This is a genomic window from Curtobacterium sp. MCBA15_001, assembly GCF_001864835.1.
In the GTDB taxonomy this organism is placed as follows: Bacteria; Actinomycetota; Actinomycetes; order Actinomycetales; family Microbacteriaceae; genus Curtobacterium.
This window is the reverse complement of sequence record NZ_MJGI01000021.1, coordinates 306,657-333,564: the sequence shown is the minus strand read 5'-3', so window position 1 is coordinate 333,564 and position 26,908 is coordinate 306,657. Positions and strand designations below refer to the sequence as shown.

26 protein-coding genes are annotated in these 26,908 nt (G+C 69.0%); 20 read left to right on the top strand and 6 right to left on the bottom strand.

Annotated features, from left to right (window positions below):
- Positions 1-1,445: chromosomal replication initiator protein DnaA (gene dnaA / locus BIU90_RS08085; RefSeq protein WP_071299691.1), on the bottom strand; the 1,445-nt coding region annotated here is incomplete at its 3' end.
- Between the two features lie 506 nt (positions 1,446-1,951).
- On the opposite strand from dnaA, the gene rpmH reads away from it, so the two are divergent.
- The 8 genes from rpmH (at position 1,952) to BIU90_RS08045 (ending at position 7,077) form a co-directional block, all read left to right on the top strand.
- Entirely contained in the window at positions 1,952-2,089 is a 138-nt protein-coding gene (gene rpmH, locus BIU90_RS08080; protein ID WP_071299798.1) for a 50S ribosomal protein L34, read from the top strand.
- 143 nt (positions 2,090-2,232) lie between these two features.
- Positions 2,233-2,583, top strand: a complete 351-nt coding sequence (gene rnpA / locus BIU90_RS08075; protein WP_071299690.1) for a ribonuclease P protein component — start codon at positions 2,233-2,235, stop codon at positions 2,581-2,583.
- On the top strand, positions 2,580-2,960 hold the full coding sequence (gene yidD, locus BIU90_RS08070) for a membrane protein insertion efficiency factor YidD (protein ID WP_071299689.1): 381 nt from the start codon (positions 2,580-2,582) through the stop codon (positions 2,958-2,960). The genes rnpA and yidD overlap by 4 nt, the downstream gene beginning before the upstream one ends.
- Before the next feature lie 8 nt (positions 2,961-2,968).
- Positions 2,969-3,940, top strand: coding sequence for a membrane protein insertase YidC (gene yidC, locus BIU90_RS08065; protein WP_071299797.1), 972 nt, complete (start codon positions 2,969-2,971; stop codon positions 3,938-3,940).
- A gap of 80 nt (positions 3,941-4,020) precedes the next feature.
- Positions 4,021-4,491 carry a R3H domain-containing nucleic acid-binding protein gene (locus BIU90_RS08060; RefSeq protein WP_254786984.1) on the top strand — a complete coding sequence of 157 codons (471 nt, stop codon included), beginning with the start codon at positions 4,021-4,023 and terminating at the stop codon, positions 4,489-4,491.
- Positions 4,488-5,126 (top strand): 16S rRNA (guanine(527)-N(7))-methyltransferase RsmG, encoded by a 639-nt coding sequence (gene rsmG, locus BIU90_RS08055; protein ID WP_071299688.1) that lies wholly within the window; start codon positions 4,488-4,490, stop codon positions 5,124-5,126. The genes BIU90_RS08060 and rsmG overlap by 4 nt, the downstream gene beginning before the upstream one ends.
- A 62-nt stretch (positions 5,127-5,188) precedes the next feature.
- Positions 5,189-6,106, top strand: coding sequence for a ParA family protein (locus BIU90_RS08050; RefSeq protein ID WP_071299687.1), 918 nt, complete (start codon positions 5,189-5,191; stop codon positions 6,104-6,106).
- Positions 6,106-7,077, top strand: a complete 972-nt coding sequence (locus BIU90_RS08045) for a ParB/RepB/Spo0J family partition protein (RefSeq protein ID WP_071299686.1) — start codon at positions 6,106-6,108, stop codon at positions 7,075-7,077. The genes BIU90_RS08050 and BIU90_RS08045 overlap by 1 nt, the downstream gene beginning before the upstream one ends.
- A 472-nt stretch (positions 7,078-7,549) precedes the next feature.
- On the opposite strand, the gene BIU90_RS08040 is transcribed toward BIU90_RS08045, so the two are convergent.
- From BIU90_RS08040 to BIU90_RS18995, 5 genes are all read right to left on the bottom strand, one after another.
- Entirely contained in the window at positions 7,550-8,512 is a 963-nt protein-coding gene (locus BIU90_RS08040) for a D-alanine--D-alanine ligase (protein WP_071299685.1), read from the bottom strand.
- Between the two features lie 46 nt (positions 8,513-8,558).
- Positions 8,559-9,863: a PLP-dependent aminotransferase family protein gene (locus BIU90_RS08035; protein WP_139195174.1), complete on the bottom strand. Its 1,305-nt coding sequence runs from the start codon at positions 9,861-9,863 to the stop codon at positions 8,559-8,561.
- Between the two features lie 179 nt (positions 9,864-10,042).
- On the bottom strand, positions 10,043-10,369 hold the full coding sequence (gene trxA / locus BIU90_RS08030; RefSeq protein ID WP_017887828.1) for a thioredoxin: 327 nt from the start codon (positions 10,367-10,369) through the stop codon (positions 10,043-10,045).
- 59 nt (positions 10,370-10,428) lie between these two features.
- A complete protein-coding gene (gene trxB, locus BIU90_RS08025) occupies positions 10,429-11,415 on the bottom strand; it encodes a thioredoxin-disulfide reductase (RefSeq protein WP_071299683.1) in 987 nt (328 codons plus the stop codon).
- Positions 11,416-11,496: 81 nt separating this feature from the next.
- Positions 11,497-15,543: a DUF6049 family protein gene (locus tag BIU90_RS18995; protein ID WP_254786976.1), complete on the bottom strand. Its 4,047-nt coding sequence runs from the start codon at positions 15,541-15,543 to the stop codon at positions 11,497-11,499.
- A gap of 125 nt (positions 15,544-15,668) precedes the next feature.
- Here BIU90_RS18995 and BIU90_RS08015 point away from each other — a divergent pair, with 125 nt between their 5' ends.
- The 12 genes from BIU90_RS08015 to BIU90_RS07960 all read left to right on the top strand — a co-directional run bounded on the left by BIU90_RS08015 (position 15,669) and on the right by BIU90_RS07960 (position 26,883).
- Positions 15,669-17,105 (top strand): CCA tRNA nucleotidyltransferase, encoded by a 1,437-nt coding sequence (locus tag BIU90_RS08015; protein WP_071299794.1) that lies wholly within the window; start codon positions 15,669-15,671, stop codon positions 17,103-17,105.
- 204 nt (positions 17,106-17,309) lie between these two features.
- A complete protein-coding gene (rpsF, locus tag BIU90_RS08010; RefSeq protein WP_071299682.1) occupies positions 17,310-17,693 on the top strand; it encodes a 30S ribosomal protein S6 in 384 nt (127 codons plus the stop codon).
- 3 nt (positions 17,694-17,696) lie between these two features.
- The gene (locus tag BIU90_RS08005) at positions 17,697-18,266 is read left to right on the top strand and encodes a single-stranded DNA-binding protein (protein WP_071299681.1); all 570 of its coding nucleotides are present in this window, start codon (positions 17,697-17,699) and stop codon (positions 18,264-18,266) included.
- Between the two features lie 44 nt (positions 18,267-18,310).
- Positions 18,311-18,568 (top strand): 30S ribosomal protein S18, encoded by a 258-nt coding sequence (rpsR, locus tag BIU90_RS08000; protein ID WP_017887834.1) that lies wholly within the window; start codon positions 18,311-18,313, stop codon positions 18,566-18,568.
- Between the two features lie 14 nt (positions 18,569-18,582).
- On the top strand, positions 18,583-19,035 hold the full coding sequence (gene rplI, locus BIU90_RS07995; protein WP_071299680.1) for a 50S ribosomal protein L9: 453 nt from the start codon (positions 18,583-18,585) through the stop codon (positions 19,033-19,035).
- Between the two features lie 595 nt (positions 19,036-19,630).
- A complete protein-coding gene (dnaB, locus tag BIU90_RS07990; protein WP_111106181.1) occupies positions 19,631-20,944 on the top strand; it encodes a replicative DNA helicase in 1,314 nt (437 codons plus the stop codon).
- A gap of 62 nt (positions 20,945-21,006) precedes the next feature.
- On the top strand, positions 21,007-22,608 hold the full coding sequence (locus BIU90_RS07985; RefSeq protein ID WP_083403791.1) for an ATP-binding protein: 1,602 nt from the start codon (positions 21,007-21,009) through the stop codon (positions 22,606-22,608).
- Positions 22,609-22,768: 160 nt separating this feature from the next.
- A complete protein-coding gene (locus tag BIU90_RS07980) occupies positions 22,769-23,500 on the top strand; it encodes a DUF4129 domain-containing protein (protein WP_071299677.1) in 732 nt (243 codons plus the stop codon).
- Positions 23,497-23,976 (top strand): hypothetical protein, encoded by a 480-nt coding sequence (locus tag BIU90_RS07975; protein WP_139195173.1) that lies wholly within the window; start codon positions 23,497-23,499, stop codon positions 23,974-23,976. Before BIU90_RS07980 ends, BIU90_RS07975 begins: the two co-directional genes overlap by 4 nt.
- A 17-nt stretch (positions 23,977-23,993) precedes the next feature.
- Complete coding sequence (locus tag BIU90_RS07970) at positions 23,994-25,025, top strand: MoxR family ATPase (protein WP_083403790.1); 1,032 nt, start codon at positions 23,994-23,996, stop codon at positions 25,023-25,025.
- Positions 25,022-26,350 (top strand): DUF58 domain-containing protein, encoded by a 1,329-nt coding sequence (locus BIU90_RS07965; RefSeq protein ID WP_071299675.1) that lies wholly within the window; start codon positions 25,022-25,024, stop codon positions 26,348-26,350. Before BIU90_RS07970 ends, BIU90_RS07965 begins: the two co-directional genes overlap by 4 nt.
- Positions 26,347-26,883 carry a hypothetical protein gene (locus BIU90_RS07960; RefSeq protein ID WP_139195172.1) on the top strand — a complete coding sequence of 179 codons (537 nt, stop codon included), beginning with the start codon at positions 26,347-26,349 and terminating at the stop codon, positions 26,881-26,883. Before BIU90_RS07965 ends, BIU90_RS07960 begins: the two co-directional genes overlap by 4 nt.
- The last annotated feature ends 25 nt before the right edge of the window (positions 26,884-26,908 follow it).

The following is a 26,908-nucleotide window of genomic DNA, read 5'->3' as shown; positions in this document are numbered from 1 at the left end:
CGGCGGTCCTGCTTGATGCGGCTCGTGAGCTCGGTCACTTGGTTGTAGATGGACCGTCGCTCCTTCATGAGCTCGGCGATCTTCTTGTTCGCGTACATGACGGTCGTGTGGTCACGGTTGCCGAACAGCTGCCCGATCTTCGGCAGCGACAGGCTCGTCAGCTCACGGCACAGGTACATCGCGATCTGCCGGGCTGTGGCGATCGCCTGCGAACGGGACGAGCCGTAGAGGTCGTCGACGGAGAGCTTGAAGTACTCCGCGGTGTGGTTGATGATGTCCGTCGGCGCGATGACGTTGTCCTCGTCCAGGGTGATCAGGTCCTTGAGGACCGTCTGCACCAGCGCCATGTCGACGGCCGTCCGGTTCAGGCTCGCGAACGCGGTCACGCGGATGAGCGTGCCCTCGAGCTCGCGGATGTTGCTCGACACCTTCGACGCCATGAACTCGAGGATGTCGTCCGGTACCTGCAGGTGGTCCGACTGCGCCTTCTTGCGGAGGATCGCGATGCGGGTCTCGAGGTCGGGGGCCTGGACGTCGGTGATGAGCCCCCACTCGAACCGACTGCGCATCCGGTCCTCGAAGCCGGTCAGGTGCTTCGGTGCGACGTCCGACGTGATGACGACCTGCTTGTTGTGGTCGTGCAGCGTGTTGAAGGTGTGGAAGAAGGCCTCTTGCGTCGAGTCCTTGCCCTGCAGGAACTGGATGTCGTCGATCAGCAGGATGTCGATGTCGCGGTACCGCTGCTGGAACTGGTTCGAGCGGTTGTTCGCGATCGAGTTGATGAAGTCGTTCGTGAACTCCTCACTCGAGACGTACCGGACGCGGATCCCCGGGTAGAGGCTCTCGGCGTAGTGGCCGATCGCGTGCAGCAGGTGCGTCTTGCCGAGGCCGGAGTCCCCGTAGATGAAGAGCGGGTTGTAGGCCTTGGCTGGTGCCTCGGCGACCGCGACGGCTGCGGCGTGCGCGAACCGGTTCGAGGCCCCGATGACGAAGTTGTCGAAGTTGTACTTGGGGTTGAGCCGCGACTCCGGTCGACCGCTCGTGCCCGGGGCGTCGATCTGGCTCGGGACGAACGGCGCCTCGATGTACTGGCGGGGAGCGGCGCTCTGCTCCACCGGGGTCTGGGTCGGTTCGGCGTACGCGGGGACCGAGGGCTCGACCCGCGGCTCGGAGGCCATGTCCGGGTTCACGGTGATCGCGAAGTTCGCGACGGAGTCGTCACCGACGCGCGAGACCGCTTCGGTGATGGGGACCCGGATCCGCTGCTCGAGCATCCCGCGGGTCAGGTCGTTCGGTACCTCGAGGTACAGGGTGCCGGCCAGGACGCCCTTGGGCTCGACGAGGCTGAGGAAGCCCTTGAGCTGCGGCGTGATGCGGTCGTCGTCCGCGAGGAGTCCGAGGACCGAGGACCAGAGGTCCTCGACGGGGTCGGCCGGCATCGTCATGTCGCGCTCGTCTCCAGGTCTCGTGTTGTCGGGTGCCGCGGTCGTGCTGCACCGAGGGGCGGTCGCGGTTGTGTGAGCGCATTGTGTCTGCGCATCTGTGTCTGCGCGTGGTTCGTGCGCAGATTCGTACGCAGGCTGGGGCGACCTCGTCGACGCCCCGGACCGCCTGACTTGCCCACAGGGTTGTCCACAGTCGCTGCATCGACCGCCCGAGTCGGTGCAGGAGTGGTACTTCCCTGTCGTACCGGGCCGCAGGGCGGTTCGATCACACCACTGTAAAGGACCGGAGCGGGTCCCACCGAACAGAAGTTGTCCCCAGTGTGGAGAACGGTCGCTCCCCGCAGCTGGCGGCCGGTGGCGGTCGTCGAGGTGACGTGCGGGGTTTGACCTGGGGCCACTCCGTCACGTACCGTTGTCCAGTTGACTGCGGCCCCTTGGTCGCGCCCACCTGCGTCAACCACCCCCATTCGTGACGGCCAGCCTCGTGCGGCCGTATGGAGAAGATCATGAGCAAGCGCACCTTCCAGCCGAACAACCGTCGTCGCGCCAAGAAGCACGGCTTCCGTCTCCGCATGCGGACCCGTGCCGGTCGCGCCATCCTGGCCGCACGCCGCGCCAAGGGCCGCACCGAGCTGTCTGCTTGATCTGCTCTGCGTGAGCTGATCCTGCTCGACCCGACGGTCGTCGCTCCCAGCGCCGCGCCGGCTGGACCCCGTGTCCTGCCGCGCGGCGCTTCGGTGTGCCGCGACGTCTGGGTCGGCGGGGTCACAGCAGCTGAGGCCACGTCGTGATCGCCCGCGCGAACCGGATCGTCCGCGGTGACGACTACCGGATGACCGTGCGCCGTGGTCGTCGCGTGGCGGCTGGCACGGTCGTCGTGTCGGTCGTCCGACGGACTGCGGACACGGCGGGACCCACGCGGTTCGGGTTCATCGTGGCCAAGACCGTGGGGAACGCGGTCACGCGGAACCTGGTGCGCCGCCGGCTCAAGGGCATCGCGCACGAACTGCTGCAGTCGCACCCCTCCGGGTACGACGTGGTGGTCCGCGCACTGCCAGCCGCTCCGCAGGCCACATGGCCTACCCTGCTCGAAGACGTCTCGCGATCGTTCGCGCGCGGTGTGGAGAAGGCAGCATGAACCGGACGCTCCTGAAGCGTGTCCTGTGGACCGTGGCGTTGCTCCCGCGCAACGCCTGCGTCGTCGTGCTCCGGGCCTACCGTGCCGTCATCTCCCCCCTGTACGGCAACGTCTGCCGCTACCACCCCTCGTGCTCGCGCTACGCGCTCGAAGCGATCCAGCAGTACGGCGTCGTGCGCGGGACCGCGATGGGCGCCTGGCGCATCGGCCGCTGCAACCCCTGGGCTGCCGGCGGCATCGACGACGTCCCTGAGCGTCGTCAGCCCTACCTCGTCAACCGGTTCGGGTTCGTCCTGGCGCCGGTGCCGCAGCAATCGCAGTCCTCGGTCGGCTCCCTCCGCCCGGTCCTGCTCCCCCAGCGCACTCGAAAGGCGTGACCGTCCTCATGGACCTCATCGGAACGATCCTCTGGCCCCTCAAGTGGGTGGTGTCCGCCATCCTCGTCGGCTTCCACTGGGTCTTCGAGAACCTCGGCATGGACCCGTCGGCGGGCATCACGTGGGTGCTCTCGATCATCTTCCTGACCTTCGTGGTCCGGGCCGCCCTGATCCCGATCTTCGTGCGGCAGATCAAGTCGCAGCGCCGCATGCTCGAGGTCGCGCCGCAGCTGAAGAAGATCCAGGACAAGTACAAGGGCAAGAAGGACCAGTTCTCGCGTGAGGCCATGAGCCGCGAGACCATGGCGCTGTACAAGGAGACCGGGACCAACCCCCTCAGCTCCTGCCTGCCGCTGCTGCTGCAGATGCCGATCTTCTTCTCGCTGTACTCGGTGCTGCACGAGGCGCAGATCAACAAGACCGGCATCGGCCTGCTCACGAACGACCTGGCACGGGACTTCGGCAACGCGGCCCTGTTCGGCGCTCCCCTGCACGAGACCTTCACGAACGCCTCCGGGTGGGAGGTCCGGGTCATCGCGGGCTTCATGATCGTCGTGATGACCGCGTCGCAGTTCATCACCCAGCTGCAGCTCGTCGCGAAGAACATGTCGCCGGAGACCAAGGAGTCTCCGATGTACCGCCAGCAGAAGATGATGCTGTACGTGCTCCCCCTGATCTTCGTGATCTCGGGTCTGTCGTTCCCCCTGGGCGTCATGTTCTACTGGCTGGCCTCGAACCTCTGGACGATGGCGCAGCAGTACTTCGTCATCCGCAGCATGCCGACGCCCGGTTCCGAGGCGGCGCTCGCCCGAGAAGCCCGACTGGCCAAGAAGGCACAGCGTCGGGGCGTCCCGGCCGGCGTCCTCGCCGAGGCCGGTGCCGGTGCCGGCGCGGCCGAGATGGAAGCCGTGCGCATCACGACCCAGCGCCAGCAGCCCGTGGGCAAGCAGCGCTCGAAGAAGAACGGGAAGAGCAAGTGACCGAGCAGGACGCCGCCGTGACGGTCGACCAGGACCCGACTGACCACGACACGATCGTCGACGACGCCACGACCGACGGCGTGCCCGACGATGACGCTTCGGAGGACGCCCGCGACGAAGCGGACATCGCTGCCGACTACATCGAGGAGCTCCTCGACATCTGCGACCTCGACGGGGACATCGAGATCGAGGAGCGTGCTGGGCGCGTGTACCTGTCCGTCACCGACGAGGGCAATGCCCTGCGCGTGCTGGCGAAGCCGGAGACGGTGTCGGCACTGCAGGAGCTCACGCGGATCGCTGTGCAGGCGGAGACGGGCGAGTTCAGCCGGCTGATCCTGGACGTCGGCGGCTCCCGAGACGCCCGTGCGTCGGAGCTGCAGCGCCTGGTCGACACCGCGGTCGAGCGGATCGAAGCCGGCTCCCCGACCGCGGCGCTCCCCCCGATGTCGTCGTACGAGCGCAAGCTCGTGCACGACCTGGTCGCCGAGAAGGGCTTCCGTTCGGAGTCCGAGGGCGAGGGGCGCGATCGCCACACCGTCGTCTCGCGATGACGGACGCTCCCGTCCTCGAGGCTGAGCCCGCCGTCGCGACGACGCTCTTCGGTGACCGTATCGCCGAGGCCCGGTCGTTCACGAACGAGCTCGCGCGACGGGGTGAGGAACTGGGCCTGATCGGCCCGCTCGAGTTGCCCCGGCTGTGGACCCGACATATCCTCAATTCTGCCCTGGTGGCACCACTCCTGGAGGCTGGTGCCAACGTCGGCGACGTCGGCTCCGGTGCTGGGTTGCCTGGGTTGGTCCTCGCGATCGCTCGGCCCGACGTGTCGATGACGCTCATCGAGCCGATGGAGCGCCGCGTGGAGTGGTTGCAGTCGGAGGCCGATCGGATCGGGCTCGACAACGTCACCGTGGTCCGCGCACGGGCCGAAGACGTCGCCGATGACCTGGTGCTCGATCAGGTCACGGCTCGCGCTGTCAGTGCACTGTCGAAGCTCATCCCGCTGACTGTGCCGCTCGTTCGCTCCGGCGGGCAGCTCATCCTGATGAAGGGTGCCCGCGTCGATGACGAGGTCGCGGCGGCGCGCAAGGTCATCCTGCGGAAGCGTCTGGAAGACGTCGAGGTCCTCGAACTGGGAGTCGGTGTGGTCGAGGAGACCACCCGTGTGTTCCGGGCTACAGTTGACTGACGCCGCGCGGCGCTGAGATCGCATCCCGATCGGACGCAGCGCCCCGCGTTCCACGTGAAACACTGAACCCGGGGAAGAGGCACTCGTTGAGTTCATCGACCGACTACGACGCGTCGACACCACTCGCTCGCGAGATCGCGAACCTCAATCGGCGACGGCGAGCCATCGCCACGCAGCAGTTCCCGCTGCCAGACCAGACGCGCATCGTCACGGTGTCAAACCAGAAGGGCGGCGTCGGGAAGACCACGACGACCGTCAACCTCGCCGCGGCCCTGGCGCACGGAGGCGCTCGGGTGCTGGTGATCGATCTCGACCCGCAGGGGAACGCCTCGACCGCACTCGGCGTGAACCACCAGGCAGAAGTCGCGAGCATCTACGACGTGATCGTCGACGAGGCGCCGATCGCCGACACCGTGCAGCAGTCCCCCGAGTCCGACACGCTCTGGTGCGTCCCGGCGACGATCCACCTCGCCGGCGCCGAGATCGAGCTGGTGTCGCTCGTCGCTCGTGAGCAGCGGCTCCGGACAGCGCTGGACCAGTACCTGTCGTCGCTCGACGAGCCGTACCACTACGTCTTCATCGACTGCCCGCCGTCGCTCGGGTTGCTGACGATCAACGCGTTCGTGGCTGCACAAGAGGTCCTCATCCCCATCCAGTGCGAGTACTACGCGCTGGAGGGGCTCAGCCAGTTGCTGCGCAACATCGAGCTGATCGAACGACACCTCAACCCGAACTTGCGTGTCTCGACGATCCTGCTGACGATGTACGACGGTCGCACGAACCTGGCGAACCAGGTGGCGGCGGACGTCCGTGAGCACTTCGGCGAACAGGTCCTCACTGCGATGATCCCCCGATCAGTGCGGGTGAGTGAGGCGCCCAGCTACGGGCAGAGTGTCGTGGCGTACGACATCAATTCCAGCGGCTCACTCTCGTACCTCGAGGCGGCCGCAGAGATCGCAGCACGAGGAGCGAAGCACTGATGGCACCCAAGCGGACCGGACTCGGCCGGGGCATCGGCGCCCTCATCCCCACGACCCCGGATCAGCAGGAGCGCCCGGTGGACGTGTTCTTCCCGACCGGAGGCACGCCGGCATCCGCCCCGGTGGTTGACGGTGGGACCGCTGAGGACCTGGTCGCCGTCCCCGGGGCACGCCTGGCGAACCTCAACCCGCTCGACATCGTGCCGAACGCGCAGCAGCCCCGCAAGGAGTTCCGCGAGGAGGAGCTGCAGGAGCTCGTGCACTCGATCCGTGAGATCGGCGTGCTGCAGCCCGTCGTGGTGCGACCGATCGAGGGCGCCACGGGGACGCAGCCGCAGTACGAGCTCATCATGGGCGAGCGTCGACTCCGCGCAACGAAGGAGCTCGGGCTCGCGACGATTCCTGCAATCGTCAAGGAAACCCCCGATGATGCGATGCTGCGCGACGCGCTGCTGGAGAACCTCCACCGCGCACAGCTCAACCCGCTTGAAGAGGCGTCGGCGTACCAGCAACTCCTCGCGGACTTCGGGATCACCCAGGAGCAGCTCGGACAGCGGATCGGGCGGTCGCGGCCGCAGATCACGAACACGATTCGACTGCTGCGTCTCCCCTCCCCCGTGCAGCGTCGCGTCGCGGCGGGCGTCCTGTCTGCCGGCCACGCTCGTGCGATCCTCGCAGCGCCGGACGCGCAGGCGATGGAGTACCTGGCCGAGAAGATCGTGAATGAGGACCTGTCGGTGCGACAGGCAGAAGCCGCCGCGCAGCAGCTGGCGCAGGGAGCGCCGAAGAAGGCTCCTGTGCAGCCGAGCAAGCGCGACGCGCATTTCGTGGATGTCGCGGAGCGGCTCGGAGATCGGCTCAACACTCGCGTGCAGATCGCCATGGGCGCGCGGAAGGGCCGCGTGACCATCGATTTCGCGAATGCGGCCGATCTCAACCGGATCCTGGGCGAGCTGGGCGCTGCGGAGTAGGTCGGCTGGGTCGATGTTCCACGTGGAACATCGGTGAGCGCAAGTAACTGTGGCTCGCGCTATCTGCCCAGAAGATGGGACGCGCCGACACGGGAGCGTCGGCTGTGCCGTCGTTTCACGTGGAACATCGACAGCGACTTGGTAGCGCGTACGAATGTCCGCTCGGTCGTATTTCGCGCGCTCCTCGACAACGGTCGCTGCTCCCGTCCAGCATGGGGACATGACCAGAGCGTTCCCATGCGAGAAACCCGGCTCATCGTTTCAGCGCGAGGTAGCCCACGCGGCGCTGGACAGCGACGTGCTATCCGTCGCCCGGGTCCTCCCGGCACCGAGGGCGGGTGTCGCCCCGATGTGGCCCTCAGCAGCCTCGAAAGCGCCCGGAAAAGGCCCTGCGCGCCGTGGCATTCGTCGTCGCCCTGATCGTCGCTCAGAACGCCGTACAGCGCGTGAGCGACGATGTTCCACGTGGAACCTAGACCGCGTGATCCCGGATGGCCTGCTCGGCAAGCTCCGCGTAGGTCCACCCGAGGTCGAAGCCGGACGCGGACAGGGCCTGCGGGACCAGCGATGTCTCGGTCAGGCCTGGCAGGACGTTCGCCTCGAGGAACCATGGAGTACCGGCACCGTCGATGATGAGGTCGACGCGAGAGATGTGTCGGAGCCCCAGTGCCTGATGTGCCGCAACCGCAGCGGCCGAGGCTGCACCGGTGTTCTCCTCTGACAGGCGCGCGGGCGTGTAGAACGTCGTCTCCCCCGCGTTGTAGCGGGCCTCGAAGCCGTAGAAACCGTTCCGCGGAACGATCTCGACCGGGGCGAGCGCGACCGGTCCGTCCCCGGTGTCGATGATGCCGACAGCGACCTCGGTCCCACGGATGAGTTGCTCCACGACGACGTCGTCACAGTAGGTGTACGCGGTCACCATGGCGCGCGGGAGGTCTCCGACGTCCTCGACCAGGGTCACACCCTGGGCGCTGCCGCCTCGTGCGGGCTTCACGGCGAGCGGCACCGGGTGCTCGGCGGCGATCGCGTCGAGGACTCCGACGGCCCCGAGTTCGCGGAAGACGTCGTGGGAGAGCGTGACGGAGCGGGGAGTGCGCACGCCGGTCCTGGCGACCAGCGCCGAAGCGGTGGGCTTGTCCCACGCCAGCCGGGCCGACGTCGATCGTGAGCCGACGAACGGGATGTCCACGGCCTCCAGGATGCCGCGGAGCGCGCCGTCCTCTCCGGAGGCGCCGTGCAGCGCCGGCCACACGACGTCCGGACGTGACTCGCGCAGGACGGGCAGGAGCGACGCGTCCGCGTCGCGGAGGTCGACCTGCCAGCCGTAGCCGGTCAGCGAGTCGGCGACGCGGCGCCCCGATCGGAGGGAGACGTCGCGTTCGTGGGAGATGCCTCCCGCGACGACGACGACGTGACGACGGCTGAGCTCGGCCATGCGAGAGGACCTCCGGGAGGAGCGGTGCTACGACGGAAAGTGCTGGTCAGGAGACGTTCGGCGGCGGAGCGCTGACCGAGGTGGCCTGCTGGACCACGGGGTTCGGGCGAGTGGTGGACCCGAACGTCTCGAGCAGTTCGAGTTCGCCGTTCACGACGTTCGCGAGGCGCTTGACCCCGACGCGGATCTGTTCGGCCGTCGGGTAGCAGAACGACAGGCGGATGTGGCCGGCACCCCGGCCGTCGGCGTAGAACGCGGTGCCGGGGGTGTACGCGACGAGCTCCTTGACCGCGCGCGGGAGCATCGCCTTGGAGTCGAGGGACTCGGGCAGGGTCAGCCAGACGAAGAACCCACCGTTCGGTCGGGTCCAGGAGAGGTCGGGGAGGAACTCCCCCAGCGCCTGGAACATCGCGTCGCGGCGTTCGGCGTAGATGCCCCGGAAGGTGTCGATCTGGCCCTTCCAGTCCGCGGCGTCCAGGTACGCGTTGACGACGTACTGCCCGAACGAGTTGGGGGCGAGGACGGCGGACTCGTTCGCGAGCACGAGCTTCTCGCGGATCGCGTGCGGGGCGAGGGCCCAGCCGACACGGAAGCCCGGCGCGAGGGTCTTGGAGAACGACCCGAGGTAGACCACACCCTCGTCGTCGATGGAGCGGATCGCCTGGGGAGCCGGCTCGTCGAACCACAGCAGCCCGTACGGGTTGTCCTCGAGCACCAGGATGTTGTTCGAGCGGCAGATGTCGAGCACCTCGATGCGGCGCTCGCGGCTCATCGTGACGCCGGCGGGGTTGTGGAAGTTCGGGATCGTGTAGAGGAACTTCATGCGCTTGCCTGCGGCCCGCAGACGGGCGATCGTCTCGCGCAGGGCCTCGGGGACCAACCCGTGCTCGTCCGTCGCCACGTGGACCGTCTCCGCCTGGTACGAGCGGAACACACCGATCGCGCCGACGTAGGACGGGGACTCGGCGAGCACGACGTCGCCCGGGTCGATGAACAGGCGCGTGACGAGGTCGAGCGCATGCTGCGACCCGGTCGTGACGACGACGTCTTCCGCGCTGGCACGGATGCCCTCGAGCGACATGACGTCGACGATGTGCTCGCGGAGCTGTCGGAGCCCCTGGCCCCCGCCGTACTGCAGCGCCATGGCCGCGTCCTCGGCCATCACGCGGTCCAGCGAGCCCGTCACGAGCTCACGGGGCAGGGCGGAGACGAACGGCATGCCACCGGCGAGCGAGACCACCTCGGGGCGCGAGGCGACGGCGAACAGGGCTCGGACCTCGGAGGCGCTCAGCCCGGCGGTGCGCTGGGCGTAGGAGTCGTACCAGGGGTCGAGGCTGTTGCCGTTGGTCATCGCGTTCTCCGTTTCACATGGCTTCCGGCCACAGTACGACATGTGTCTCCGCGAGCCGGCTTCCGAGTCGCAGGCCGATCCTGAACGTCTGGACCCTCGGTACCCAGGCAGGCGCACAGACGAACGCCCCGCCCTCCGATGGAATGGAGGACGGGGCGTTCGCGTCGATGGGCGGGTGCCTACGCGAGGAACTCCGCGAGGTCAGCCTCGAGGGCCGGCTTCGGCTTGGCACCGATGACCGTCTTGACGACCTCGCCGCCCTTGAACACCTTCATCGCCGGGATCGACGTGATCTGGTAGTTCATGGCCGACTGCGGGTTGTCGTCGACGTTGAGCTTGACGATCTCGATCTTGCCGGCGTGCTCTTCGGCGATCTGGTCGAGGATCGGAGAGACGGCGCGACACGGGCCGCACCACTCTGCCCAGAAGTCGACGAGGATCGTCTTGTCGGACTTCAGGACCTCGTCCGAGAAGGTGGCGTCGGTGACTGCCTTGGCGTTGGACATGTGTGCTCCTTCGAGAAGTCGTGCGGTGGGTTGAACGGCGCGGGACGCCGGACCATTCCCTAGGCGGAGATGGTGACGGGCTCGACCGGGGTGTCGCCCTCGGCCTGGTCCGTCAGGGTGTCGTCGAGGTCGGCGAGGAACTTCTCCGCGTCGAGCGCTGCGACGGCACCGGAACCGGCGGCCGTGATCGCCTGCCGGTAGGTGTGGTCGAGCACGTCGCCGGCGACGAACACACCGGGGACGCCGACGGCCTTGGACGTCCGGCCCTCGACCGCGATGGTGCCCTCGGGAGCGAGCTGCAGCTGCTGGTGGACCAGGTGCACGCGCGGGTCGTTGCCGATCGCGATGAACAGGCCGTCGAGGGCCAGCTCGGAGGTCTCACCGGTGACGGTGTCCTTGAGCGTGACGCCCTCGACCGCGGTCGCGCCGGAGATCCCGACGACTTCCTTGTTCCAGGCGAACTCGATCTTCGGGTCGTTCATCGCGCGGTCCTGCATGATCTTCGACGCACGCAGGGTGTCCTTGCGGTGGATGACCGTCACCTTGTCGGCGAAGCGGGTCAGGAAGGTCGCTTCCTCCATCGCGGAGTCGCCACCACCGACGACGGCGATGTTCTTCTGGCGGAAGAAGAAGCCGTCGCAGGTCGCGCACCACGAGACGCCGTGGCCGGACAGGCGTTCCTCGTCCGGCAGGCCGAGCTGGCGGTAGGCCGAACCGGTGGCGTAGATGACCGCGAGGGCCTCGTACGTCTCGCCGGAGCCGACGGTGACCTTCTTGACGTCGCCGGTGAGCTCGACGGAGACCGCGTCGTCGTACAGGACCTCGGCGCCGAAGCGCTCGGCCTGTTCCTGCATCTTGATCATGAGGTCCGGGCCCTGGATCCCCTCGGGGAACCCGGGGAAGTTCTCGACCTCGGTCGTCTTGGTGAGCTCGCCGCCCGTCTCGACGCTGGAGGCGACGATGAGCGGCTGCAGCTGAGCGCGCGCGGCGTAGATGCCGGCGGTGAACCCGGCCGGGCCGGAACCGATGATGATGAGCTGGCGCATGCCTTCAGTGCCCTTCCGTTGCTTCTGACCGGGTCAACGCATCCTACCGGCGGCACATTCCACGGCACCCGGGAGCGCGGGTCAGCGCCCGAGCCTGGCCTTGAGCATGTCGACGGCACCGCGGACCTCGCCGTTCTTCGCGACGACCAGGGCGCCGAAGTAGACGAGCACCATCACGGCGCCGGTCAGGACGATCGTGATCAGCGCGCCGGTCCGGTCGGACATGGCGAAGCCGTCAGCGCTGAAGCCGCCGAAGAAGTTCACGACCAGCACCCCGGCGACGCCAGCGATGAGCGCCGCGATGACGAACTGGACGTGGGACCGGGTCACGACCGAACCGTCGACGCCGCCCAGACGACGTCGCACGAGCACGAGTGCGACGATCGTCTGCGCAGAACCGGCCAGGGTGGTGCACGCGGCGACGCCGATGCCGATGATCGAGCTCGGGAAGGTCGAGACCGCGAGGGCGCCGATGATGAAGAGGGCGGACTGGACGCACTGCATCAGGAACGGCGTCCGGTGGTCGTGCATCGCCCAGAACACGCGCTGGATGATGAACAACATGCTGAAGAGCACGAGCCCGGGCATGTAGGCGAGGAGCACGGCGCCCACGGCGAGTGAGTTCTCGAAGGTGCCTTCGTACACCCGACCGAACGGCACGGCGACCACCATCAGGGCGACCGACGCGAACACGGTGAACAGACCGACGATCCGCAACGACGTCGACAGGTTGCGGCGCACGGCTGCCAGGTCCCCGCGCTCGGCATCGTGGCTCATCCGGGTGAAGTACGCCGTCGCGATCGACACAGTGATGATCGAGTGCGGGAGCATGAACAGCAGCCAGGCGTTCGCGAGGACCGCGTTGCCGGGGCCGTCCTGCCCGAGCCATGCCACCCGTGACTGCACGATCCCGGCCAGCTGCGTGACGAGGATCATCGCGAACAACCAGCCGGCGGCGGTGCCGGTGGCCTTCAGCCCGACGCCGCGCCACCGGAAGTCCGGTCGGAACGTCAGGCCGGCGCGTCGCCAGAAGAAGGGCAGGAACGCGGCCTGGGCGAAGACCCCGACCGACGCGCTGCCGGCGAGCACCATGATCTTCACGGGGGTCCACTCCCCGACCGACGTGTTGTCGGTGCCGAACAGGGCGATGAAGACGATGAGCCCGGCGATCGCGATCACGTTGTTGAGCAGGGGCGCCCAGGTGAAGGGACCGAAGACCTGCTTCGCGTTGAGGACCTCGCCGAGGAGCGAGTACATAGCGTAGAAGAGGATCTGCGGCAGGCACCAGAAGGCGAAGGCGACCGCCAGGTCCGTGGCCGCACCGTTGAGGTTCGCGTCACCACCGGGGTTCGACGTGTACAGGCCGACGAGCAGTGGCGCCAAGGCCGTGGCTGCGATGGTGATCACGAGGAACGCCGATCCACCGAGAGTCACGATCTTGTTGATGTACGCGGTGCCACCGTCGCGGTGCTGCTGCATCGAGCGGACGATCTGCGGGATCAGCACCGCAGAGAGCAGACCACCCGCGATGAGCGCGTAGATGTTGTTGGGCAGCTGGTTCGCGACCGCGAACGCGTTCGCCGAGACGCTCTTGTTCTGCCCGATGGCGTAGGCCAGCACGAAGGTCTTGGCGAACCCGAGGATCCGCGAGACGAGGGTCCCCGCGGCGAGCATCGCACTCGCCCGCCCCAGGCTGCGCTGCGCGGGTTCGGCCGCGGCGACGGGCACCGGCTGGGTCGTGGTGATGGCGGGCTCCTCGGCAGCGGCGATCGGGGTGGTGGAGCCGACCGTGGCGAGCGCGGTGGCCGCTCCGGCGGGCTGGGTGGGGCCTCCTGACCGGGGCTCGTCGACGGCCGCAGCCGACGGGTCCTGGTACAGCCGGTTCGGGTCCTCGTCCTCGTCGTCCGGCTCCTCGCCCCGGCGACGCCGGATGCGGCGTCGGACGTTGCGGTAGATGCCGATCCCGAAGATCGCGATGACGGCGATCGCGGCGGCCGCCGTGATGAAGGTCTCCCACTGCGCCTGGACGTTGATCTCGACCGTTGCCGGATCGGCGATGCGGACCCCGGTCGCGCTGGTGAGCGACATCGTGAGCTGGACCTTGCCGTTCGCGACCGACTGCACCGGGAACGTGACGCGGCTGGACGAGTCGGGCTGGACCGTGACCTCGACCGCGTTCTTCTCGATGCGCAGGAACGAGTTCGACGGCTGCACGGTCAGGAACACCGTGACCGGGTACGACGAGCGGTTGCGGACCGAGATCGGCAGCGAGGAGCGGTCCCCGAGCAGGGTGATGCTGCTGCCGTCGAGGATGCCGACGCTGGAGACGTCCTTCGCCGACGCCTTCACTCGGGCGTCGACGGCCTGCACGAAGCCGCCGTCGTCGCTGCGCCAGGCGTTGGACGCGGCGGCCAGGTCGGCCACCCGTGCCGGCGCGGTCAGGTCGGCGGGGGTCTGGATCGCGGAGGCGAAGTCGGTGAGGTCCTTCGACGCCTGCACCAGGCGACGGAGCTGGTCGAGGCGGGCGTCGGAGTCCGACGAGCCGGCGAGCGAGATCGAGCCGGGGGTGACGGCCGTGGCTGTGGACAGGTCCGCCGGCGACACCCACGGGGTGCTCTCGAGCGCGTCGAGCGCCTGCTGCAGCCGCCCGGAGTCGGTCGGCCAGTCCCGCCCGAGGGTGAGCAGCACCGGGCCGGTCGTCCCACCCTGACGCGACGCCGTGGCCAGCGTCGCGGTCAGTTCGCTCATCGCACTCGACCACGCACGCTGCGTCGTGGCCGTCGCGGCGTCCCGCAGCAGGTCGGACATGCCCTGGTCGGACACCAGGACCTGCTGGTCGTCGATCTTCTCGGACGCCGCGATCGTCGTGTCACGGCCGGCCGAGGTGTTGCTGCTGGAGACGACCGTCGCCTTCGTGCCCGCCGCGGTCAGGGCGCTGAGGTCATCGTCCGCCACGGTGCCGTCGGACGGCCAGGCGACGGACGACATCGTGTAGGGGAAGTCGAGCAGCTGCGCCGTCGTGGGGATGGTCGCCGGCTGCTGCTCCTGGGAGTCGGACTGGCCGGGCTCCGACTGGCCCGGGTCGGACTGGTCGGCGTCGCTCGTGGGGTCGGTGCCCGGTGACGCCGTCGCGGTGGCGGTCGCCGTGCTGCTGGCGGAGGCCGTCGGGGACGGGGTCGTCGCGCCGGGGAAGTCGGCCTTGTCGACGAGCTGGTCGAGGGAGATCGGCGCGAGGATGCCGGTCGCGCCCGCCTGCCGCAGCCCGGTGACGTCCGCGTCGGCGTAGGAGAGCGCGAACGTCTCGTTGCGCATGCCCTCGAGCCGTTGCAACCACGTGATCGCGCTCGAGGGGGCGTTCTCGCCGAGGATCCTGATCGATGCGATGATCCGCGGGTCGATCCCCAGCGCGACGTTGTGGTCCTGTGCCGCGTCGAGCTGTGCCGTCAGCGTGCCGTCGACCGCGGTCGCTGCGGCGAGGTCCTTCGCGCTGATCGTCGCACCGGCGTTCGGTGGCATCGTGATCGGCATCGCGACGGAAACCCCGACCGGCGTCTGTTCGTAGTTCGGGTACCAGGTGATCGCGGAGCGGGCCACGGCGGTGGTCGAACCCGCGGAGTACTCGGCGGCGATGCGCCGGGCACCGAACGAGGAGTACCCGCCGAGCCCGACGTTGCCGGCGACGATGCGGACGTCGTCCAGCGTGACCGATCGGTGCGCGGGCACGCTCGGGATGTCCACCGACTGCATCGGGGCGCCGAGGTAACCGTTCGTGCTGGTGTCGGCGAGCCAGTCGCTGATGACGTCGCGCGTGCCCGCGTACTGCCGGAAGATGTCGAGTTCGGCGGAGCCGGCGGGCAGTTCGGCGTCGGTGTCGTTCGTCACCGTGACGGCGAGCGAGAGTTCCTGGTCGGGCCGCAGCACGCCCCGGTCGGCCGGCGCGATCTCGATCGAGGCCTTTCCCGTGTCCGCCGCCGCCGGCCGAGCGACGTGCGTGGTCGACGCCGACGCCGACGCCGACGCCGACGCCGTCGTCGCCTGGGCCGCGGTGACCGAGGCGGGCGTGACGACGATGCCGAGGGCGACCAGGACGGACGCGGCGGCGGCGAGCGGTGTTCGGAGGATGTGCATGCGTGTGGGGTCCGTGATCGGTGCGGACCACCGACGAGTGTACGAGGGCGGACCATGAGGTCCTGGGCGTCCGCGCGGAGGTCGTGGACAACCGGCGGTGACGATCTGGGATGATCGAGGACGTCATGCAGTCCGTTGCCCAGGCCGTCGAACGACTCGACGCACTCGCCGCCACCGCGCCCGTCGCCGTCCTCGCCCGCGCGTTCGCCCAGGCGGGGCACGAACTCGCGCTCGTCGGCGGTCCCGTGCGCGACGCCTTCCTGGGGCGCCCGGTGACCGACCTGGACTTCACGACGGACGCCCGGCCCGACCAGGTCCTGGCGATCGTCGAGCCGATCGCGAGTGCCACCTGGGACGTCGGGCGGCAGTTCGGCACCATCGCCGCACGGGTCGAGGGCGAGCAGGTCGAGATCACGACCTACCGCAGTGACGTCTACGACGGTGCGACCCGCAAGCCCGAGGTCGCGTTCGGCGAGACCATCGAGGACGACCTGCTGCGCCGCGACTTCACCGTGAACGCGATGGCGCTCCGGCTGCCCGACCGCGCGCTGGTCGACGTGCACGGCGGCGTGGAGGACCTGCTCGCCGAGCGCCTCCGGACGCCGCAGACCGCGACCGTCTCGTTCCGTGACGACCCGCTGCGCATGATGCGTGCGGCGCGCTTCACGTCGCAGCTCGGGTTCACGGTGTCCGACGAGGTCCGCGACGCGATGACCGAACTGGTCGACTCCATCGACATCGTCTCCGCCGAGCGCGTGCGCGACGAACTCGTCAAGCTGCTGAACACCGACGACCCGGTGCCCGGGCTCCGCCTGCTCGTCGACACCGGCCTGGCGGAGCGGTTCCTGCCGGAGCTGCCCGCGATGCAGCTCGAGATCGACGAGCACCACCACCACAAGGACGTGTACGAGCACTCCCTCACGGTGCTGACCCAGGCGATCGGGTACGAGCACGAACGGCATGCCGGTGCGGCCCCCGACACCGTGCTGCGGCTCGCGGCGCTCCTGCACGACATCGGCAAGCCCGCGACCCGGAAGCTCGAGCCCGGCGGCGCCGTCAGCTTCCACCACCACGACCTGGTCGGCTCCAAGCTGGCGAAGAAGCGGCTGCGTGCGCTGCGGTTCGACAACGACACCATCGCCGCGGTCGCCCGGCTGATCGAGCTGCACCTGCGGTTCTTCGGCTACACCGACGGTGCCTGGACGGACTCCGCCGTGCGCCGCTACGTCCGGGACGCCGGTCCCCAGCTCGAGCGCCTGCACGAGCTCACCCGCTCGGACGTCACGACGCGGAACCGGCGGAAGGCCGACCGACTGGCGTTCGCCTACGACGACCTCGAGGAGCGCATCCGGGTCCTCGCCGACCAAGAGGAACTGGACGCGATCCGTCCCGACCTGACCGGCGACGACATCATGCGGATCCTCGACATCCCGCCGGGGCGTGCGGTCGGCGAGGCCTACCGCTTCCTGCTCGAAGCGCGCATGGAGGACGGTCCCCTCGGCCCGGACCAGGCCGAGGACCGGCTGCGCACCTGGTGGAGCGCGCGCGGCGCGACCGCCTGACGGCCAGGAGGCCCGGCGCGGCCCCGCCGCATCGGTGCGGTCCGCCGGTCTGCACCGGATCCGCCGGACCGGTGGCGGGCCTCCAGGCTGTCCGCTAAGCTTGCAGGGTTGTGCCGACCGCACCAGTGTGTCGGCGCACATGCATCAACCCTCCTGTTCCGGGAACCGCCCGGAGCCGCCAAGACCAAAGGAGGTGGGTTCCGCATGCACCAGTACGAACTGATGGCGATCCTCGACCCCGAGCTCGACGAGCGCACCGTCGCTCCCAGCCTGGACAAGTTCCTCGCCGTGATCCGCAACAGCGGTGGCACCGTCGACAACGTCGACGTCTGGGGCCGTCGTCGTCTCGCCTACGAGATCGCGAAGAAGAACGAGGGCCTCTACGCCGTCGTGAACTTCACGTCGTCCGCCGACGCCGCCAAGGAGCTCGACCGCCAGCTCGGTCTCTCCGAGGCCGTGCTCCGCACGAAGGTCCTCCGCGCCGAAGAGGGCATGGCGCAGGTCGCCGCCCAGAAGCAGCGCGACGAGGCCCGTGCCGCCCGCAAGGCCGCTGCCACCCCGGCAGCTGCGACCGCGAGCGCCGAGTAACCGATGGCCGGCGAAACCGTCATCACGGTGGTGGGCAACCTCACTGCTGACCCCGAGCTGCGCTACACGCAGAACGGGCTCGCTGTGGCGAACTTCACCATCGCGTCCACCCCGCGCACGTTCGACCGTCAGGCGAACGAGTGGAAGGACGGCGACGCGCTGTTCCTCCGTGCGAGCGTGTGGCGCGAGTTCGCCGAGCACGTCGCGGGGTCGCTGACGAAGGGCTCGCGCGTCATCGCGCAGGGCCGTCTGCGTCAGCGCTCGTACCAGGACCGTGAGGGCCAGCAGCGTACGAGCATCGAACTCGAGGTCGACGAGATCGGCCCGTCGCTCCGGTACGCGACCGCACAGATCACCCGCGCAGCGGGTGGCAGCGGCGGTGGCGGCGGACGCGGCCAGGTCGGCGGCGGTTCGGGCGGCGGCAACTTCGGTGGCAACGGCGGCGGGAACGCCGGCGGTGGCCGCTCGGACGAGCCGTGGTCCCCGCAGGGTGGCCAGCAGGGCGGTGGAGCACAGTCGAACGACGTGTGGTCGACCCCCGGTGGCACCTACGACGACGAGACCCCGTTCTGATCCGTCCGCGGACACAACACTTCTTCTTCTCCTAAGGAAAAATCATGGCTGGAAAGAGCACCGGCGACCGCCGGAAGCCTCGCGGCAAGGGCGGCAAGAACGCCGCTCCCGCGAAGTCGATCAAGGTCGGCGTCATCGACTACAAGGACGTCGCGACCCTGCGCAAGTTCATCTCGGAGCGTGGGAAGATCCGCGCCCGTCGCATCACCGGCGTTTCCGTCCAGGAGCAGCGCCTCATCGCCCGTGCCGTGAAGAACGCCCGTGAGATGGCGCTCCTCCCCTACGCCGGCTCCGGCCGCTGATCCGGAGGATCACCATGTCCAAGCTCATCCTCACGCACGAGGTCTCTGGCCTCGGCTCCGCCGGTGACGTCGTCGACGTCAAGAACGGCTACGCCCGCAACTACCTCGTCCCCCAGGGCTTCGCTGTCGCGTGGTCCAAGGGCGGCGAGAAGCAGGTCGAGGCAATCCGTGCCGGCCGTGCCGCGCGCGAGCTCGCCACCATCGAAGAGGCCCAGGACCTCAAGATGAAGCTCGAGAACGCGACCATCCAGCTGACCGTCAAGGCCGGCAAGGACGGGCGCCTCTTCGGTTCCGTCCGTCCGGCGGACGTCGCCGAGGCCGTCCAGGCCCAGGGTGTCGGCTCGCTCGACAAGCGCAAGGTCGAGGTCCCCGCGACCATCAAGACCGTCGGTGACCACGAGGCCACCGTCCGTCTGCGCGAGGACATCACTGCCGTGATCTCGCTCAAGGTCGTCGCCGCCAAGTAAGGCTGCCACTTCCGTCGGAAGGCGGGTCTCCCATCTCGGGAGGCCCGCCTTCCGTCGTTCCCGGGGCGTGCGTTGGCTCGACCGGTCACCTGATGGACGTCGGTGCGCTGGCTCGGCCGGTTACCGCTCCGGCGCCGTCCGGACTGCCTGGGAACCAGCCGGGAAACCTCCCGCCGGAGGCGCGTTTGTCAAGTCGTTTCACACATCTGTAACGTCAAATCCGGAACCTTCAAGCGCACATTGAAGCCCAGTTGTCCACACACAGTGTGGAAAGGAAAACCCCAGGTCAAGCGGTCGAACGTATGTTCTTCGACGCCTGTTTCCACAGCGCTGTCCACAGAACTCCACACACCGCTCCGGCGTGTTCCCCGAGTCCTCCACAGGGTTTTCCACAGGGGCGTTTTGTGGGGATAACTTCGTACCCGTAGCTTGGCCCAGCGACCAGGGGATGTCGGTCGCTCGGGGTAGAACTGGCTGGTCCCGGCTCGATCGGGTGGCCGCTGGAACTGAAGGAGCACGTGTGTCGATCGCACATCTTGACCCGGCACCGCAGGACTACGCGGAGCGCGGTGGCAACTACGGCGATCGCGGCGGCATGGAGCGCACGCCCCCGCACGACCTGCTGGCCGAGCAGTCCACGATCGGCGGCATGCTCCTGTCGAAGGACGCCGTCGCCGACGTGATCGAGACCGCTCGCGGCGTCGACTTCTACATCCCGAAGCACGAGGTCATCTTCGACGCGATCCTGTCGCTGTACTCGCACGGTGAGCCCACCGACGTCATCGCCGTCACCGACGAGCTGACCAAGACCGGGCTGCTGTCACGGGCCGGCGGCGCCGAGTACCTGCACAGCGTCACGAGCATGGTGCCGACGGCGGCCAACGCCGGGTACTACGCGGCGATCGTCGCCGAGAAGGCCGTGCTGCGCCGCCTGGTCGACGCCGGGACCCGCATCGTGCAGATGGGCTACGCGTCCGAGGGTGAGGTCACCGACCTGGTCAACAGCGCCCAGGCGGAGGTCTACAACGTCGCCGGTGGTGTGCAGACCGAGGACTACGTCCCCCTCACCGAGGCGATCTCCGCCGCCATCGACGAGATCGAGGCCGCGAAGGGCCGCGACGGGCAGATGACCGGCGTGCCGACCGGCTTCGCCCAGCTCGACGGCCTGACGAACGGCTTCCACCCCGGGCAGCTGATCATCATCGCCGCGCGCCCCGCGCTCGGCAAGTCGACCCTGGCACTCGACCTGTGTCGCGCCGCCGCCGTCAAGCACGACCAGACCGCCGCGTTCTTCTCGCTCGAGATGGGTCGCGCCGAGATCGCGATGCGTCTGCTGTCCGCCGAGACCAGCGTGCCGCTGCAGAACATGCGCAAGGGCACCGTCGACTCCCGTGACTGGACCACCATCGCCCAGACACGCGGACGCATCAACGACGCCCCGTTCTTCATCGACGACTCCCCCAACATGACGCTGGTCGAGATCCGTGCGAAGTGCCGTCGTCTCAAGCAGCAGCACAACCTCAAGCTCGTGGTCATCGACTACCTGCAGCTGATGACCTCGGGCAAGAAGGTCGAGAGCCGCCAGCAAGAGGTGTCCGAGTTCTCGCGTGCGCTCAAGCTCATGGCCAAGGAGCTCCAGGTGCCGGTCATCGCGCTGTCGCAGCTGAACCGTGGCCCCGAGCAGCGTGCCGACAAGAAGCCGATGATCTCCGACCTGCGTGAGTCCGGGTCGATCGAGCAAGACGCCGACATGGTGATCCTGCTGCACCGTGAGTCCGCGTACGAGAAGGACAACCCGCGCCAGGGTGAGGCGGACCTGATCGTGGCGAAGCACCGCAACGGGCCGACGGACACGATCACGGTGGCGTTCCACGGGATGTTCTCGCGGTTCGTGGACATGCCGCAGTAATTTGTTTATTTAGTTTTTTACGCGTCTTGTGTGTTAAGACGGTCAAAGTGTATGATGGCACCATGGACCTCCTTGACTCGTACACGCCTGGATCGTTCCGTCACGCGTTCCCCGTCGAGACGACCGAGGTGGAGTTCAAATCAGGGACTGGAGTCAACCCGATCGGTGAAGCCGCAGTGGCACTCTCCAACACCAACGGGGGAGTCATCTTCGTGGGGCTGGATGACAACGGGAATATAGCCGGGCGGCGACTTGATCAAGGTACGAACGAGCAGCTCAACCAGGCTCTGCTTGCATGTCACGAACTTGGTCGATATTCGATCTCCCAGATCGAAGTAGGGTCGCAGCACCTGGTCGCAGTTCAGGTGGCCAAGCGCGCGGAGGGCTTCGCTCAGACCAGCAATGGACGAGTTCTCGTCCGGCGCGGGCCCCGCAATCACGCGCTGCTCGGAACGGAGCTTTTCTCGTTCATCAGCAGCCGTGCCCTGCAGCGATTTGAGAGCGTCCCCTCACGCGTCCTCATCGAGCAGGCGGATCGCGAACTCCTCGAGGAGGTTGGTTCGGCAAAGGGGTGGTCGATGACCGACGGCCACTTGTCTGATCGTCTCCGTGAGAGGGGCCTCGCGCGCGAGGACCGTCTCACGGTCGCGGGAGCGCTGTTGCTCACTCGCCCAGGGGACAGTCTCGAACTGAGGAAGTGCGTCATCGAGGTGAGGCGCTATCGCGGGGAGGGCGTGAACTACGACCGACGGCAAGTCTTCGACGGGCCACTGCATGATCAGGTTCGCGACGCCTCGCGTTTCATCAGCGATGAACTTGGCACCGATCTGATAGTCAGTGGTGTGTATCGGTATGACCTGCCGCGGTTGCCAGAGGTCGTCGTCCGCGAAGCGGTGGCCAATGCCGTCGCCCACCGGAGCTACGAGCACGACCGTTCGGCGACGATCGTCGAGCTCCGGGAAGACCGCGTGGTCGTTCGGTCCCCCGGCGGTCTTCCGGAGCCGGTGACTGTCGAGACGATGCGTGCTGCCCAGTCTGCCCGCAATCCCATCATCATCGAAGTGTTGCGATCTCTTTCTCTCGCCGAGGATGCCGGGCGCGGAATCGACGTGATGCAGGACTCGATGCGAGACGCTCTCCTGGATGCCCCGGCTTTCGAGGACTCTGGAACCTTCGTCACCGTGACGCTTCCACTTCGCGGACCGATAACCGAGCGGGAGCGAGGGTGGATCAGCGAGCTCGAGCGCACCTATGCGGTCGAGCCGCATGAACGACTCATCATGATCCATGCCGCTCGAGGCGAAGCGCTCACGAACGCACTCGCGCGTGACCTACTGGGGACCACCGACTCAACTGAAGCGCGCGCGGTGCTTCAAGGCTTGCGGGACCGGCAGCTGCTCAGCCAGACAGGCCAGCGAAGTGCTGCCCGGTACAGCCTGCACCCTCGTCTCACCACCCCAGCCGCATACCGACTCTCGCAACAAGAGCTCGCTCAAATGGTCCTGGAGGCTGCGCGAGAACGAGACATCGTCAACGCGGACGTCCGACAGATCACAGGCCTCACTGGCCTGGAGGCCACGAAGCTCCTGAATCAGTTGGTCACGACAGGACAGCTGCTGCGGACGGGCGTGAGACGAGGCGCGCGGTACTCCGCGTTTGACTGAATTACACCCTTGTAGTGGGACGCTCGATCAGATGTAGAAACTCATCAAACTCGGTCAAAGCGCCCAGAGTGACGAGAAGGAGCGATCAGGGCTGGTGGTTCTCCGCCGTTGTCGAATCGGATCACCTCGATCACTTGGCAGACCGGGGTAGCGTGACGACATGGCGAACGACGACGGTCCGCACCGCAGCGGCCTCCCCGTCGTCGCGATCGCCACCTTCGCCCTCGGCACCCTCGTCGTCGTCGCTGCCGGACTCGGAGCACGCCCGGTCCTGACCGGTGCCCGCTGGTCCGCGCCGATCGCCCAGGCCACCCGGCCCCCGCAGGAGCAACGCGCCACCGCACCCACCACGGTCGCACCACAGCCGCCCGCGGCAGGCGATGCCCGACACGTCGACACCACGTGGCTGCTCGTCGTGGCGATCGTGGTCGTCGTCGCGGTCATGGTGCTCGCGATCGTGTGGTTCCTCCGCAACCGACGACCAGCGCGCCGGGGGGACATCGACGTCCCGGGGCTGGCGGTCGAGGTGACGACGGACCCCTCGGTCGAGGTCGGTCTGCGGCACCTCCGCCGCGGGCTCGGCCGGGCGCTCGACATGCTGGGCACCGAGCGCGACCCGTCCGATGCGGTCACGGCAGCGTGGCTCGGGCTGCAGGAGTCGGCCGAGGACGCCGGCTTCCGCCGAGGCGCAGCGGAGACGCCGACGGAGTTCACCACGCGGATCCTCCGGCAGCTCGACGTGGACGAGACCGCGCTCGCGACGCTCCGTCGCTGCTACCTGGCGGTGCGGTTCGGCGGCGTGCCCGCGACGACGGCGGACGTCGAGGCCGTCCGTGGCGCGCTGCAGACGCTGGAGCGGCAGTGGGCCGCGAGCCCGACGGGTCGACCGTGAACCGGGGTGCCGTGATCGGTGTCCTCGTGCTCGCCGTGGTCGCGGCCGGGGTGAGTTGGTTCTTCGGCGTGGGCGTCGTGCAGTCGCTCGCGGTCGGTGGTGTCGTCACCGCGGTGGGGGTGACGTGGACCGCGATCCGTGAGGGTGCCCCGGTGACCTGGCCCGTGCCTCCCGTCCGGTCCGCACCCGGCGCCCGACGTGAGCTGTCCGAGGCGGCCTGGGCATTGCGGTCCCGTGGTGGCGTGCCGGAGCGCGCGCTCGGCCGCGTCCGCGCGGTCGCCCGGCGCCGTCTCTGGACGCTGCACCGTCTCGACCTGGACGACCCGGAGCAGCGCGGTGCGATCGAGGCCGTCCTGCCCCCGGCCGTGGTCGCGGTGCTGCAGCACGAGGGGCGGCCCGGGCTCGACCTCGCCGGGTTCCAAGCCGTCCTCAGCGCCATCGAAGCCATGACCCCCACGACCGAGAGGCACCCGTGACCCACTCCGATCCCCCGATGCCCGTCACCGACGTCGCCGCGCGCGCACGGGACGTCCTGGACACGGTCGGCGCCGTCGTCGTCGGGATGCGGGAACCGCTGGCACTCGCGTTCGCGAGCATCCTGGCGGGCGGCCACGTGCTCTTCGAGGACGTGCCCGGACTGGGCAAGACGCTGGCGGCCCGGAGCCTGGCCGCGGCGTGCGGACTTGACTTCCGGCGGCTGCAGTGCACGCCGGACCTGCTGCCGGCCGACATCACGGGGTCGTTCGTCTACGCCCCGGCGACGGCCGAGTTCGTGTTCCGGCCGGGGCCGGTCTTCACCGGGATGTTCCTGGCAGACGAGATCAACCGGACGTCGCCGAAGACGCAGTCGGCGCTGCTCGAGGCGATGGCCGAGGGACAGGTGACGGTCGAGGGCGAGGGCTTCCCGCTCCCCCAGCCGTTCCACGTCATCGCGACGTCGAACCCGATCGAGTACGAGGGCACGTACGCGCTGCCGGAGGCGCAGCTCGACCGCTTCATGGTGCGGCTGTCCGTCGGGTACCCGACGCGCGAGGGCGAGCAGCGGGTGCTGCTGAACCGGGTCGGCCGGCGGCACGAGGTCGCTGAGGTGCCGGCCGTGGTCAGCGCGGCCGAGATGCTGCGGATGCAGGCGAGCGTCGAGGGCGTGCACGTCGACGAGGACATCGCGCTGTACTGCGTCGACCTCGCGAGCGCGACGCGGACCCACCGCGACGTGCAGGTCGGTGCGTCGCCGCGCGGCGCGCAGGCGCTCATGCTCGTCGGGCGGGCGCGAGCGGTCATGGACGGGCGCGACTTCGTGACGCCGGAGGACGTCAAGACCACCGCGGTCGCGGTGCTCGCGCACCGCATCTCGTTGACGCCGCAGGCGTGGGCGAACGGTGTGGACCCGGCGGCGATCGTCCGCGAGATCGTCGCGCAGGTGCCGGGGCCGCCGGTGGTGGGCGCGGGCGCTGGTGGGTCTGGTCCGTCCGGTGCGTCCGGTGCGTCCCGTGCGTCCGGCGCCTCCGGTCTGGAGGCGCGGTGAGCGTTCCGGACGAGGCTCCGGCCCGCCCCGTGCCCGGCCCCGTCATCGCGCCGACCTGGGTGCGCAGTCCCGCGCTGGTCGCGGGGCTCGCCGCCGGGGTCCTGCTGGCCGGCCTGGGTCTGCTCACGGGGCGTCCCGAGCTCGCCGTGGTGGCGCTGCCCGTCCTGGTGACCGCCGGACTCGGGTTCCGCAGGAGTCCCGGCGCAGACCGCGTCCACGTCGCGACGACCCTGGCGCCCGCTGACTCGGGTCGTGGTGTCGGCTACCGGACCGAGGTGACCGTGCCGCCGTCCGCCGAAGCCGTCGCCGTCGAGTTCCGGGTCGCGGGCGACCGGCGTCACGTCGTCGTGGTCGACCGTCGGCGCGCGGAACGGCTCGCCGGGACGGTCCCGGTCACGCACTCCGGACCACAGGAGGTCCTGCGCACGCACGTCTCCCTGCTCGGGCGGGGTGGCACCGCGGTCACCGTGCCGGAACCCGGACCGATCGCCGCCGCGGTCGTCCCGCCGCCGCACCTGCGCATGCAGCACCTGCCGATGCCCCACCGCGTGACCGGCATCACGGGCGCGCACGACTCCGCCCGCCCCGGCGACGGAGGCGCGTTCCGCGACGTCGCCCTGTTCGCGCCCGGGGACCGGCTCCGACGCATCGACTGGCGACGCACTGCACGGCGAGCCGAGCGCCCGGGCGACCTCTACGTGCGGCGGTCCTTCGCCACCGCCGACGCGCTCGTCGTCCTGGTCATCGACGGACGCGACGACCTCGGGACCGACGTCACCGGGTGGGGTGGCACCCGGCACGGAGCTTCGGGGGCGACGTCGCTCGACCTCGCGCGCGAGGCCGCCGTCTCCCTGGCGACCGCGTACGTCGGTGCCGGGGACCGGGTGGGTCTCCGTGACCTGGGCGGCTCGGCGCGCTCCGTCGAACCCGGCGGCGGGACGCGGCACCTGGAACGGTTGCGCTCGACGATCGCTTCGGTGACCCCGGCCGGCGACGCGGAGTCCTCGGCGCGGATGCCACTGGTGCCCGCGGCGTCGCTCGTGGTCGTGGTGTCGACCTTCCTCGACGACCGCGCCGCGTCGATGGCGATGACGTGGGCGGCCACCGGGCACCGGGTCGTCGCGGTGGACGTGCTCCCGATGCCCGACGTCAGCACGGCGGACAAGTACGAGCGCACGGCGTTCCGGCTCCTCACCCTCGAGCGCGACGACCGGCTGACCGATATGACGGCGACCGGTGTCGAGCTGATCCACTGGCAGACGGGTGAGGGTGACTCGCCCGCGGTGCAGTTGCGGCTGCTCAGTCGTCCACGGCGGGCCGGATGAGCGTCTGGTCGCGAGCCGAGCGGGCCGGCGCCCCAACGATCGGTCCCGCGGTGCCGGCATGGACGATCGGGGCGCTCGGCCTGGTCGCAGGAGTCGTCGGATCGGTCGTCGTGATCGGGGCGAACGGGTGGCTCGTCGTCGCGGTGGGCCTCGCGGTCGCCGCCGCGCTCGTGCCCCGCGGTCCGTTCGCCGCGCTCCTCGTCGTGCAGCTCGCCGTCGCAGGACTGTCGGGGGCGGACCTCGCCGTGCTGGTCCTGGCGACCCACCTGGTCCTGGCCACGAGTCTGGTCTGGGCGTGGACCCCGTGGCGCGCCCGCGTGCAGCTCCGTGCCCTGGTGCCGGCTGCCGTGCGGTTCGCCGTGGTGCAGATCGGGGTGCAGGCCGTGGCGTTCGTGGTGGTCGGGGTGCTCGGCGGTGCTGGCCGGGTGGGTGGCGTGGCGCTCGCCGTCGCCGGTGCGGTCGCGCTGCTCGCGCTGGCGGTCGGCCTCTTCGTACCGACGCTGCTGCGTGCCGGCGAGGACGCGGAGCGCTGACCGGTCCCGGACCAGGCCGCGCGCG